Below are 12,542 nucleotides of genomic sequence, written 5' to 3'. Positions count from 1 at the left end.
CCGCGCCCTCTAGGCTCCCTCGGCCGGTCGCATCGCGAGACCGGCAGGGGGAGGTATGCGCATGGGGTCGACGGAACTCGTCGCGGCCGTTCGGCGGGGTGACGCCGACGCGGTTCGGGAGCTGCTGGAGGGCGGGGCGGATCCGAACGCCCGCGACCCGGCCGACGGCGTTCCCCCGCTCTGCGTGGCCGTGGCGGCCTACGACGAACCGGTCGCCGGGGAGCTGATCAGGGCCGGCGCCGACCCGCTGCGGTCGCCGGGCGGGGCGCCGGGAGGGGATCCCGGGTTGCCCGGCGGCGACACCGCGCTGACCCGGGCGGTGGACGGCGGCTGCTCGTGGATGGTCACCGCGCTGCTCCCCGACCTCGTGCACCTCGACGCCGACGCGCGGGCCGACCTGCTGGCACGCGCGCGGTACTGGGCCGAGGCAGACCTCGAGACCGAGCTGCGGCGCAGGGCCGGAGCGGCCGGGCCGCTCGAACGGGGCACGGTGCGGGTCGATCCCTGGTACGCCCACCACGAGCGGTACTCGCTCGGCGGGCAGACCGTGTGGGACGGTCATCCGGGCGTCCTCACCGTGCTGGAGGAGCGCTTCCGGATCCGTACGTCGTTCGACGAGCTGCTCGCGCGGGCGCTCACCCGCCCGGACCGGGACCACAACGTCTGGTCCGACTCCGTCTGTCTCCTCGCCGGCCGGCTGGACGAGGAGACCTGGGGCGCCGCCCAGGCGCTGAGCGCGCATCCCGACCGACTGCACCGACTCTTCGCCGCGGACGTGCTGCGGTGCCTCGTCATCGGGTTCGGCGGCCTGTTCTCGCGGCCGGGATCCGTGGTCTACAAACTCGCGCCCGAGGTGTTCCTGCCCTGGGCCCTGGAGGAACCGGACCCCGAGGTGCTCGCCCTGGTGCTGTCCGGGCTGAGCGAGGAGGGCGACTCGGCCGGGAACGGGGAGATCATCGAGCCCGTCGGTCTGTCCTACGCCGGGCATCCCGACCCGCGGGTACGCCTGGAGGTGCCCGACACCCTGAGCCGGGAACCCGCGCGTGCGCGCGTGCCGCGCGAGAAGCTCGACGTCCTGTACACGCTGGCGCGCGACCCCGACCCCCGGGTGCGCGAGCGGGCGGCCCGCTGGCTGGCGCACTGCCCCGCCGAGGCGCCCGGCATCACCGACGTGCTCGCCGGACTCCTCGGCGACGAGCTGCGGGACACCCGGGTGCACGCCGCCTACGGGCTCGCGCAGCGCGACGACCCGCGCTGTGTGGCCGCCGAGCGCGGGCTGCGGCCCCTCGACGTCGACGGCGGGCCGGACGACGGCCTCCTGCGGGCGATGTGGCGCTACGAGGAGCGCCACCCGGAGGCCCGCGGACCGAGGCTTTCCGAACCGAAGGTCTCCGAACCGGGGGTCTCCGAACCGGGGGTCTCCGAACCGGGGGTCTCCGAACCGAAGGCCTCCGATCCGGGGGTCTCCGATCCGGGGGTCTGTGAACCGGGGGTCTGTGAACCAGGGGTCTGCGAACCGAGGGTCGCCGAGCCGGAGTGACGGTCCCGTCCGGTCTGACGCGCTCACGTCCGTCTCCGGGCCGCCCGGCCCGCCCGCCTTCGCCCGCCCCGGCGTACGCGAGGCGGTGTCCGCCCGGCGTGTGCAACCGTTCGTCGCTCGGCGGGAGGCAGCTTCCGTTCGCCGACATCCGGGGGGCGTGAGCGGCTCGCGCACGCGCCGCTCGTGGGCGGCGCGCACGACGATCGCGCGCTCTGCCGGAAGCCGCTGACGCCCTCGGGGCCGCGAAACAAGCCGGGCACCCGAGCGCGTCCGCCGCGCCGACTACCCTGGAGGGTCGAGCATCCCCCGTGGCAGGAGAGAAATGGCCGTCAATCTGGTCAATGTCGAGAACGTCAGCAAGGTGTACGGGACCCGTGCCCTCCTCGACGGAATCTCGCTCGGCGTGTCCGAAGGGGACCGGATCGGCGTCGTCGGCCGCAACGGCGACGGAAAGACCACGCTGATCCGCATGCTCGCCAAGCTGGAGGAGACGGACTCCGGCCGGGTCACGCACTCCGGCGGGGTACGCCTGGGCGTGCTCACCCAGCACGACTCGCTCGACTCGGCCGCGACCGTACGGCACGAGGTCATCCGGGACATGGCCGACCACGAGTGGGCCGGCAACGCCAAGGTCCGCGACGTGCTCACCGGGCTCTTCGGTGGGCTCGACCTGCCCGGGTTCCCGCAGGGCCTGGACACCGTCATCGGTCCGCTCTCCGGCGGTGAGCGCCGCCGGATCGCGCTCGCCAAGCTGCTGATCGAGGAACAGGACCTGATCGTCCTGGACGAGCCGACCAACCACCTCGACGTCGAGGGCATCTCCTGGCTGGCCCGGCATCTGCGCGAGCGCCGCTCCGCGCTCGTCTGCGTCACCCACGACCGCTGGTTCCTCGACCAGGTCTGCACGCGCATGTGGGACGTGCAGCGCGGCGACGTGCACGAGTACGAGGGCGGCTACTCCGACTACGTCTTCGCGCGCGCGGAGCGTGAGCGCATCGCCGCGACCGAGGAGGTCAAGCGGCAGAACCTGGTCCGCAAGGAGCTCGCCTGGCTGCGCCGCGGCGCGCCCGCGCGGACGTCCAAGCCGCGGTTCCGCGTCGAGGCCGCCAACGAGCTCATCAAGGACGTGCCGCCGCCCCGCGACAGCAGCGAGCTGATGAAGTTCGCGTCCTCGCGCCTCGGCAGGACGGTCTTCGACCTGGAGGACATCACCGTCCAGGCCGGTCCCAAGGTGCTGCTCAAGCACATCACCTGGCACCTCGGCCCCGGTGACCGCATCGGCCTGGTCGGCGTCAACGGCGCCGGCAAGACCTCCCTGCTGCGGGCCCTGGCCGAGGCCGCCCGCAGCGAGGGCGAGGTGCAGCCCGCGGCCGGCCGGGTCGTCGTCGGCAAGACGGTCAAGCTCGCCTACCTCTCCCAGGAGGTCGCCGAGCTCGATCCCGGTCTGCGGGTCCTGGAGGCCGTCCAGCAGGTGCGTGAGCGCGTCGACCTGGGCAAGGGGCGCGAGCTGACCGCCGGGCAGCTCTGCGAGACGTTCGGCTTCAACAAGGACAAGCAGTGGACGCCGGTCGGGGACCTGTCGGGCGGTGAGCGCCGCCGCCTGCAGATCCTGCGCCTCCTCATGGACGAGCCGAACGTCCTCTTCCTCGACGAGCCCACCAACGACCTCGACATCGAGACCCTCACCCAGCTCGAGGACCTCCTCGACGGCTGGCCCGGCTCGATGATCGTCATCTCCCACGACCGTTTCTTCGTCGAGCGGACCACGGACCGGGTCTTCGCGCTCCTCGGCGACGCGGCCCTGCGGATGCTCCCGCGCGGCATCGACGAGTACATCGAGCGCCGGCAGCGCATGGAGGAGACCGCGGCGGCCTCGGCTCCGGCGGCCGTCGCGAAGCCCGTGGCCGAGAAGAGCGCCGCCGACCAGCGCGCCGCCAAGAAGGAACTCCAGAAGATCGAGCGGCAGTTGGACAAGGTTTCCGAGAAGGAGTCCAAGCTGCACGCCCAGATCGCCGACAACGCCACCGACTTCGAGAAGGTCGCCGAACTCGACGCCGGGCTGCGGGGACTGGTGGGCGAGCGCGAGGAACTGGAGCTGCGGTGGCTGGAACTCGCCGAGGACGCGTGAAGGGTGCGTGAAGGCGCATAACGACGGCATCACGGGCCGGTCCTCCCTTGGGAACAGGGCTGGATCGGCCCCGGGAGCCGTCCGTCACGGGTGATAGAAAGAGCCGTCTGAGAACTTTCTGAAGACGGCTCCGGGCGGGTCACTGACCTGGGGGCGTGGCTAAAAACCAGTGACATAGGGGGAACACGCTGATGGCTCAGCCGCCCAATCAGCCGCCGCAGCAGGGTGGTTTCGGAGCACCGCAGGACCAGCCGCAACAGCCACAGGCACCACAGGCGCCGCAGCCGCCACAGGGGGGTTTCGGCGCGCCCCGGATACCGCCGCAGCCGCCCCAGGGCCCGCCCGCCCAGCCGCCGCAGCCGGGTTACGGCTATCCGCAGCAACAGCCGCAGCAGCCCGGCCCGTACGGCCAGCCGCCGCTGCCCGGTCCCTACGGTCAGCCGCCGCAGCCGGGCTCGTACGCTCAGCCGGGCCCCTACGCCCAGCAGGGGCCGTACGGTCAGCCGAGCGGACCCTACGGTCAGCAGCCCGGTTACGGCTATCCGCAGCCGCCCCAGTTCCCCGGCGCGCCCGGCGCTACCGGTACCCCGCCCGGTGGGCGCAACCCCTTCAAGGGGCGGCCCGCGCTGGTGGTCGGGGCCGCGGTGGCGGCGCTGCTGGTGATCGGCGGGACGGTGTTCGCGGTCACGAACGGCGACGACGAGGGCGGCAAGAAGCCGGTCGCCGGACCGAGCGACGACGGCAAGGCCACGTCGAGCGGCGCACCGGCGAACCCCGGTGACGGCAGCGGCGACGGCGGTGCGGACACCGAGGACTTCAACGCGGACCGCAAGGCCGGCGAGGCGAAGGTGCTCTGGTATAAGGAGGCGCCCGACGCGCCCGCCTCCGGCGCCGACGCACCCGGCATGTGGATCACCTCCAAGACGGCCGTGAAGGCGGCGTACAAGGAGGTCGTCGCGTACAACGTCGGCGACGGCAAGCCCACCTGGGACACCATCGCCCTGCCGCAGAAGATCTGCGCGGTCACCCCGCAGAAGACGGCGGACGACAAGGTCGTCGTGGCGTACATGAGCGGCACCAGCGACCGCGCCAAGTGCAACCAGCTCCAGCAGATCGACCTCGGCACCGGCGCCAGGGGCTGGAAGGGCGTGGTCGCGGACGGCGCGCTGTTCGACAGCGCCATCAGCATCGAGCTGTCGCTGGCCGGCAACACCCTGATGGTGGGCCGCTCGCAGTCCGGCACGGCGTACGACGTCCGCACCGGCAAGAAGCTGTACGACAAGCAGAAGTACGGCGACGCCTGCTTCCCGACGGCGTTCGCGGGCGGGACCCGGCTGATCGCGGTGGCGTCCTGCGACGCGACCGAGGCCAACGAGCACGACGAGATCCAGGAACTGGACCCGGCGACCGGCAAGGCCAAGTGGACCCAGAAGTTCGACAAGGGCTGGTCGGTCGCGAAGACGTACTCGGTCGACCCGTTGGTGGTCTACAGCACCAACGAGGACAAGAACACCTGGAACATCGCCACGTTCAGGCCGGACGGCTCCTACCGCTCGCAGGTCGGCTTCGACGAGGACTTCGCGCCCGAGTGCGACTCCGGCTTCCTGCAGCGCAACCTCACGGGCTGCACGGGCACGGCCTCCGACGCGAACACGCTCTACCTGCCGACCGAGTCGAGCAGCGGCCCCAACGAGATCGTGGCGATCGACCTCTCCACCGGCAAGGAGAAGTGGCGGGTGAAGTCCCCGACCGAGGAGGCGATGCTGCCGGTGAAGGCCGAGGGCGGCAACCTCGTCGCGTACGTCGAGCCGTCGTACGACGCGGCCGGCCGGGTGGTGGGCATCCCGACAGCCGGGTCCGCCCACACGCCGACGACGCTGATGCAGCTTCCCGAGAGCACGGCCGAGATCGAGGACGGCTTCTACTCGCGCGACCTCGCCTGGGTCGGCGGGCGCCTCTACCTCTCCTCCACCCGGCTGACGGGCAACGACGACACGAAGGAGAAGCTGATGCTCGCCTACGGCAAGTGAGGCGACCCACCGCCTTCCCCGCCCCGTCGACGTCCCCGCCCCGTCCGCCCGAGCTTTCCGAGCGTTCTCCCGAGGTATCCACACCATGACCCAGCCGCCGCCCCCACCGCCGAACCAGCCCTCGCAGCAGCCGCAGCAGGGCGGTTTCGGCCCGCCCGAGCCGCCGCAGGACACGCCTCCGCAGGACGCCGTGCCCAAGGAGGCGGCACCGCGGGACGCCGCGCCGCAGCCTCCCGCCCCCAGTCTGGCGAAGGCCCCGCAGCCGGGCTACGGCTACCCGCAGGCACCCCAGCCGGGCCAGGCACCCCAGCCGGGCCAGGCACCGCAGGCGCCCCCGACCCCGGCGGCTCAGCCTCCCCAGGCTCCCCAGCCTCCGCAGACGCCTCCGCCCCCGGCCCCGTCCGGGCCGCCCCCGCAGCAGCCCCAGCCGGGGTACGGCTACCCGCAGGCGCCGGGCGGGCCGACGCCCCCGGCCGCCAACCCCGGTTACGGCTATCCGGCCCAGCCGGGCGCGCCCGCGCCCTCCGCGTACGGTCAGCCCGCGCCGCCCGGCCCCTACGGTCAGCCGACGCCCCCGTACGGCCAGCAGCCCGGTTACGGCTACCCGGGTCAGCCGGGGCAGCCGGGCTATCCGGCCGCTCAGGCGGGTTACGGCTACCCGGGGCAGCCCACCATGCCCATGCACTCGCAGGCCGGCGGCCCCGGACAGGGACCGGGCGCCGGCGCCGGCAAGAAGTTCAACGCGCAGGTGGCGATCATCATCGGGGCGGTCGTCGCGATCGCGCTGATCGTCGGCGGCGGCGTCTGGTACTCGAAGTCGAGCGACAGCGGCAAGAAGGAGGAGGCGGACACCGCGGGCCCGACCGGCGGCGGGGGTGACACCGGTGGCACGGGAGGCACCGGCGGCACGTCCTCCGGCGGCACGGAGAAGGTGCCGGCCGACCCTGCCTCGGACGTCCTCTTCAAGGTCCCGATGCCCGTGGTCAAGAAGGACGACAGCGTCGGCGTCAAGGGCTCCTGGCTGACCGACAAGGCGTACGTGAAGACGGGCGTCAACGAGGTCGCCGGCTACGACCTGGACAAGGGCACCAAGCTCTGGTCGGTCCCGCTGCCCGGCCCGGTGTGCGAGGCCAGCAGGTTCGCCACCGACGACTACCGCACGGCGGTCACCTTCCAGGCGAGCGCCACCGACACGGCCGCCTGCGACCAGGTCGCGGCGATAGACCTCGCCGCGGGCAAGCAGCTGTGGAAGAAGACCGTCAACTCCGGTGACTACCCGATCAGTTTCAACAACGTCACGGTCAGCGGGAACACGGTCGCCCTCGGCAGCACCAACGGCGGCGCCGCCTTCGACATCGACTCCGGCAAGGTGCTGTGGTCGCCGAAGCCCGCGGACACCTGCTACGACGCCGGCTACGGCGGCGGCCCGAAGCTGGTGGCGGTCCGCAAGTGCGGCGCGTACGACAACCCCGAGCTGCACATCCAGACCATCGACCCGGTGTCCGGCAAGGTGATCTCCGAGTACAAGCTGGCCACGGGCATCGAATACGCGTCCGTCGTGTCCAGCGACCCGCTGGTGGTGGCCGCCGACGTCGGTGACAGCGCCGGTGACGGCAGTGGCATCTCGGACTTCTTCTCCATCGACAACAAGACCGGCAAGCTGCGCACCCGCATCTCGGTCCCGGGCGACCAGTACGCGGCCGACTGCGAGGGCATCACCAGGATCGAGGCCTGCACGGGCCTGGCCGTCGGCAACGACCGGATCTACGTCCCGACCGAGGAGCACGACGGCACCGGCGACTACAGCCGGACCAACGAGGTCATCGCCTTCGACCTGACCACCGGCAAGCAGACCGGCCAGCGCGCGGACGCCGGCGACGGCTACACGATCTACCCGCTGCGCATGGACGGCAGCAACCTGATCGCCTACAAGCGGCCGCCGTACGACAAGGGCGGCCAGGTCGTCAGCATCGCCGGAGGCTCCTTCAAGGAGACCAAGCTGCTGGAGAACCCGGCCACGGACGCGGTGCACGACCTGGAGACCAGCATGTCCCCGGAGTACTCCGAGGTCCTCTTCTCCCAGGGACGCCTGTTCATGTCCGAGGTGTACGCCGACGACGGCTCGCTCTCGAGCGGTGATCCGCAGTACCTCGCGGTCGCCTTCGGTGCGGGCAGCTGATCGTCTTAATCGCCGTGACGGCCCCGTCCCTGTTCAGGGGCGGGGCCGTTCACTTATCGCTCATGACCCTCGAATGTGAGGAATTTCGGCGATCCGGGGCACTTCTCACCAGTAGGGGGAGCGCGACGTCGAACAAGCGTGTAGCTTCCGGGGGCATGAAGAACGGGGTGCCGGGGGGCACCCTTTGTTGGTCCGCGAGGGTCCGTGTGAGTCCGTGTGGGCATCCATGGGGGGACTGGGGGGTTGCTCGTTGGGAGTGCGGCTGATGGTGGTCGACGACCACCGACTGCTCGCCGAGGCACTGGCCTCGGCGCTCAAACTGCGGGGGCACCGGGTGCTCGCCGCGGCGGCACCGGCCGCGGGCGCGGCGGAGCTGGTGATCACCCGCGCCCCGGAGGTGTGTCTGCTGGGTACGGCGGTCCCGGCCGAGCCGGGCATCTTCGACCCGGTGGTCCGCATCAAGCGGGAGCGGCCACAGGTGGCGGTCCTGGTCCTCGGCCCGGTACCGAGCCCCCGCGGCATCGCGGCGGCCTTCGCCGCCGGCGCCTCCGGCTACGTACGCCACGACGAGCGCATAGAGGGCGTCGAGCGGGCCATCATGAAGGCACGGGCGGGCGAGGCGGCGGTGGCTCCGACGCTGCTGCAAGGCGCGTTCAGCGAACTCCTGAACCCGGCGGCCCAGCCGGACGACGAAGGCCAGCGGCTGCTCCAGATGCTCACGCCCCGCGAGGTGGAGGTCCTGGTCCGGGTCGCCGACGGCGAGGACACCCGCCTGATCGCCGCCGGCATGGGCATCGCCCCCTCCACGGCCCGCACGCACGTCCAGCGGGTCCTGATGAAACTGGGCGTCGGCTCCCGCCTGGAGGCGGCGGCCCTGGCGGCCCGCACAGGCCTGCTGGACCGCGCGGGACCACTGCCGCACACGTCCCGGAACACGGGGGACGCGGCCGGCGGTCTCGCATGACCGTCCGCACGGTCGTCGGGCGGGGTGTGCGCCTCGGCGCGCTGATCGGCATGTGGCCCGCGGGGATCGTCGGCACCTTGTGCCTGGTGGCGGCGTTCGTCTTCCTGGCCGGCGGCCACGGGACGAGCGCCTGGCTGCTCACCGTGGCGAGCGCCTACGCGGTACTGGCCGCCATGACGGTGGGCATCACGCTGGGAGCCGCAACCGGTCTCGCCCTGGCGCTCGCCCCCCGCCGGCTGCTCGCACGCCCGCCGCTGCGGGGCCTGCTCGCGGCACTCACCGCCGGGCTGCCGGTCGCGGCCCTCTCCGTCGCCGCCCTGACCGGAGACGGCTACACCCTCGCGAGCTACCCGCCGTCGATCCACTTCCTCACCTGGTCGGCGACCCTGACGATCGCCCTGGTGGCGGCGGCCCGCAGCGGTGACATCGCCGGCTGCGGCGCCGATCTCTGACGGGCGCCGATGAGTTTCGCCGTGATCCGCGGTCAGAGATCATGACTGAACCGACGGCGACGCCCCGACACCCCGAGGACCTCACATGCGCACCCTGATCAGCACCGCATTCATCTCGCTCGACGGTGTCGTCGAGGCACCGGGCGGCGAGCCCGGTTACCGGAACGCCGGATGGACCTTCAAGGACGTCGAGTTCCTGCCCGAGGCCTTCGAGATCAAGGGCCGGGAGCAGACCGAGGCCACCGCGATGCTGCTGGGCCGGACCAGCTACGAGGCGTTCAGCCCCGTGTGGCCCGACATGGCGGACTTCGCCGACTACAAGGTGATGCCGAAGTACGTCGTCTCCACCACCCTCACCGAGGACGACCTGGTGTCGAACTGGGGCGAGACGACGATCCTGCGCTCGCTCGACGACGTCGCCGCGCTGAAGGCGACCGAGGGCGGCCCGATCATCGTCCACGGCAGCGCCTCCCTCAACCAGGCCCTCTCGGACGCCGGCCTGATCGACCGCTACCACCTGCTCGTCTTCCCGCTCCTGCTCGGAGCCGGCAAGCGGCTCTTCAGCGCCACGGACAAGGACACCCAGAAGCTGAAGCTCGTCGAGCACGAGGCCTACGCCAACGGCCTTCAGAAGAACGTCTTCGACGTCGTCCGCTGAGGCGCGAGGCCGGTACGTATCCCCGCCAGGAGGTGAGCTAGGGCGGCGGGCGTGGCGGTGAGGGCCGTTTCCGGGGTGTCACTCTCTCGAAGGTGAAGGGCCGCGGGGGCGGGGGAGGCGGCGAGTTCGACGCACGTGTTCCCTTCGCCGCCGTCGGAGAACGTCGACTTCTGCCAGGACACGGCGAGTTCGACGCAGGCGTTGCCCTCGGCGCCACCCGAGAATGTGGACTTCTGCCAATGCAGGGCCTGGGTCATGGGGTGCGCCTCACAGTTCCTTCGACAAGCGGTGGACGAAGTCCCGGGACGCTTTGGGGTCCAGCGTCACCTTCTCCACCTTACGGAAAAGCGTTCGAAGCGTGGTGAGTTGGGGTTCGGCGTCGATGAACGCGGTGCCGGTCGCGCCTTCCCTTAGTCCGGTGTCGAGTTGGGGTACCGGACCGCCCATGTACATCATCGAGGCTCCGGCGCCGCCGAAGCCGTCGAGGTCGGTGGGGATGACACGCATGGTGATGTGTTCGTGTTCGATCTGCCCCAGGATCTCCAGGAGTTGAGCGCGGGAGACGTGCCGGTCCGCCACGCGGATGCGTAGAGCGAACTCGTGGATGATCGCCTCGTACGAGGTGGGGTTGTCGTCCGCGATGACAGTGCGTCTCCGCATGCGGTGTTCCACCCGGGGGATCAGCTCGCTCTCGGGCAATTCCGGACGCATGTATCCGAACACCGCGCTGGCGTACTCAGGGGTCTGGAAGAGCCCGGGAACGTATGTGATCGCGACTTCGCGCAGGAAGGTCGCATGGTGCTCCGTCTCGGCCAGGTCCAGGTTCACCGGCGGCAGGACTCCCCGGTACTCCTCCCACCAGCCGCGTGTCCGGTCCGATGCCATGGCCATCAGGGCCTCGATCAACGCCTCGTCCGCGCAGGCGTAATGGGCCGCCAGGCGGCGGACACGCTCCGGGCTCACCCCCGCGACGCCGGACTCGATCTGGCTCATCTGGACCGCGTCGGCACCGAGCAGCGCAGCGGCTTCCCGCGCCTTCATGCCCGTCGCTTCGCGGAGTTTGCGCAGTTCAGCGCCCAGTCGCACCCTACGGGCCGTGAGATGCCTCTTGGGTGGCACGCGGCGCACCTCCTCGCCTCAACTGCTTTGGGGACGTCCCTCGTTCGAGGGTCAGGATAGGCCAACCGCTTGCGGCTTCCTAATGTTAGGAAATACCGTCGGTGACGCACCGCGCACGCTGCGGAAGTGCACCGCCCCGTCCTGCCATGACGGCTGCGGCAATGCCACCGCGCGTAAATCCCCTCACGTCACTCGGAGTTGACGCATGTCCGATCCCTGGGAGTACTCCCTCTACATCCCCAGCGACCCCCGCGCCGTCACGGTCTGCCGCCGCACCCTGCGCCTGATCCTCACCCTGCACGGTCTGATCCACCTCGTGGACACAGCGGAGCTGCTCGCCTCGGAGCTGGTCTCCAACGCCGTACTGCACACCAAGGGCCCGGCCTGCCTGCGCCTGCGCCTGCGCTTCCGGGACGGGGTCCTTCAGATCGGCGCCTGGGACGCGGACCCCGAACCGCCCGAGCCGCCGCGCCGGCTGGAGGACCTGACCGGCGCCGAGAGCGGCCGGGGGATGGCCCTCGTCCGGGCCTGCTCGGACCTCTGGCACTGGCAGCCGCTGACCCGGATGGGGCATCGCGGCAAGCTCGTCTGGTGTGAGCTGGCGGTGGCATAAGGCCCAGCCTGTGGTGCAAAGCGGATAATCACGACATACGGTGCGTAACCGTAACGTCTCGCTCTGTAGTGAGGCACGCCATCCAGACGGAAAAGGGTACGCAATGCGCAAGCTCCGCAACACCGCTCTCGTGGCCGCCATGATCGGAAGCCTCGGCATGGCCGGCGCCGGATTCGCCTCCGCCGCCGTCTACGGCTCGGACGGGGACTCCCGGGAGTGCTCCAACCACGTGGAGAACATCTCGTTCGGCCTCATCAACATCCCGAACCTGAACCTCCCGCTGCTCGGCCTCTCGTCGAACCAGGACGCGACGCAGCAGATCTGCAACAACGGGGACGACGCCATCAACGCGAACGTCGCCGACCACGAGTAGACGCACTGAGCCGGCTCCGGGATCCGACGGATCGGATCCCGGAGCCGGCTCACCTCGCGAACCGCGCCGCTACTCGCCCCGCGGGAACTCCCGGGACTCCGGGGACTCCCCGCCCAACGCCTCCGGCGGCAGCGTCGGGGTGACCGGCGCCACGGGCCGCAGCTTCAGCCAGGCCAGGAAGAAGATGCCCAGGGCCAGCATGGCCAGGCCGGTCCACAGGTTGATGTTGATCCCCTGGGCCTTGTCGATCTCCGCGTCGCTGTCCGTGATCCCGGCGATCGTGACGATCACGCCGTAGACGACGAACAGGCCGCCGATGATGCGCCGCAGGTCGAAGATGCGGGCCGCGGTCGTGGACTTCTCCTCGAGTTCCGTCACCTCCCGCTGGAGGTCGGCCTCGGAGTACCCCGCCCGCCGCAGCCGCTCGGCAGCCTCGGCGCGCTCAGACGGTTCGAATTGCTCGGACATGGTCTCTCCAGTCTCCCG

At 71.0% G+C, this 12,542-nt stretch carries 12 protein-coding genes; 9 read left to right on the top strand and 3 right to left on the bottom strand.

Annotation, left to right across the window (positions count from 1 at the left end):
- The first annotated feature begins 61 nt into the window (after positions 1-61).
- The 7 genes from ACFWBD_RS30815 to ACFWBD_RS30785 all read left to right on the top strand — a co-directional run bounded on the left by ACFWBD_RS30815 (position 62) and on the right by ACFWBD_RS30785 (position 9,951).
- Positions 62-1,540, top strand: coding sequence for a HEAT repeat domain-containing protein (locus ACFWBD_RS30815; RefSeq protein WP_385673872.1), 1,479 nt, complete (start codon positions 62-64; stop codon positions 1,538-1,540).
- 322 nt (positions 1,541-1,862) lie between these two features.
- Entirely contained in the window at positions 1,863-3,668 is a 1,806-nt protein-coding gene (locus ACFWBD_RS30810) for an ABC-F family ATP-binding cassette domain-containing protein (protein ID WP_385673869.1), read from the top strand.
- A gap of 191 nt (positions 3,669-3,859) precedes the next feature.
- Positions 3,860-5,698, top strand: a complete 1,839-nt coding sequence (locus ACFWBD_RS30805) for a PQQ-binding-like beta-propeller repeat protein (protein WP_385673866.1) — start codon at positions 3,860-3,862, stop codon at positions 5,696-5,698.
- 85 nt (positions 5,699-5,783) lie between these two features.
- A complete protein-coding gene (locus ACFWBD_RS30800; RefSeq protein ID WP_385673863.1) occupies positions 5,784-7,877 on the top strand; it encodes a PQQ-binding-like beta-propeller repeat protein in 2,094 nt (697 codons plus the stop codon).
- Between the two features lie 250 nt (positions 7,878-8,127).
- Positions 8,128-8,841 (top strand): LuxR C-terminal-related transcriptional regulator, encoded by a 714-nt coding sequence (locus ACFWBD_RS30795; RefSeq protein WP_384115452.1) that lies wholly within the window; start codon positions 8,128-8,130, stop codon positions 8,839-8,841.
- On the top strand, positions 8,838-9,293 hold the full coding sequence (locus tag ACFWBD_RS30790; RefSeq protein WP_385673859.1) for a hypothetical protein: 456 nt from the start codon (positions 8,838-8,840) through the stop codon (positions 9,291-9,293). The genes ACFWBD_RS30795 and ACFWBD_RS30790 overlap by 4 nt, the downstream gene beginning before the upstream one ends.
- Positions 9,294-9,378: 85 nt before the next feature.
- Entirely contained in the window at positions 9,379-9,951 is a 573-nt protein-coding gene (locus tag ACFWBD_RS30785) for a dihydrofolate reductase family protein (RefSeq protein ID WP_385673856.1), read from the top strand.
- Here ACFWBD_RS30785 and ACFWBD_RS30780 read toward each other — a convergent pair.
- On the bottom strand, positions 9,921-10,208 hold the full coding sequence (locus tag ACFWBD_RS30780; protein ID WP_385673853.1) for a DUF397 domain-containing protein: 288 nt from the start codon (positions 10,206-10,208) through the stop codon (positions 9,921-9,923). The genes ACFWBD_RS30785 and ACFWBD_RS30780 overlap by 31 nt on opposite strands.
- Positions 10,209-10,218: 10 nt before the next feature.
- Positions 10,219-11,070 carry a helix-turn-helix domain-containing protein gene (locus ACFWBD_RS30775; protein WP_385673850.1) on the bottom strand — a complete coding sequence of 284 codons (852 nt, stop codon included), beginning with the start codon at positions 11,068-11,070 and terminating at the stop codon, positions 10,219-10,221.
- A gap of 205 nt (positions 11,071-11,275) precedes the next feature.
- Between ACFWBD_RS30775 and ACFWBD_RS30770 the strand changes: the two genes are divergently transcribed.
- The gene (locus ACFWBD_RS30770) at positions 11,276-11,683 is read left to right on the top strand and encodes an ATP-binding protein (protein ID WP_385673847.1); all 408 of its coding nucleotides are present in this window, start codon (positions 11,276-11,278) and stop codon (positions 11,681-11,683) included.
- A 103-nt stretch (positions 11,684-11,786) separates the two neighbouring features.
- Positions 11,787-12,056 carry a hypothetical protein gene (locus ACFWBD_RS30765; RefSeq protein WP_385553944.1) on the top strand — a complete coding sequence of 90 codons (270 nt, stop codon included), beginning with the start codon at positions 11,787-11,789 and terminating at the stop codon, positions 12,054-12,056.
- A 69-nt stretch (positions 12,057-12,125) separates the two neighbouring features.
- On the opposite strand, the gene ACFWBD_RS30760 is transcribed toward ACFWBD_RS30765, so the two are convergent.
- On the bottom strand, positions 12,126-12,524 hold the full coding sequence (locus tag ACFWBD_RS30760; RefSeq protein WP_385673844.1) for a hypothetical protein: 399 nt from the start codon (positions 12,522-12,524) through the stop codon (positions 12,126-12,128).
- Positions 12,525-12,542: the final 18 nt, after the last annotated feature.

This window comes from Streptomyces sp. NPDC060002 (genome assembly GCF_042737245.1).
Classification (GTDB): Bacteria; Actinomycetota; Actinomycetes; order Streptomycetales; family Streptomycetaceae; genus Streptomyces.
The sequence above is the reverse complement of the archived record's forward strand: the minus strand, read 5'-3'. Positions and strand labels throughout refer to the sequence as shown.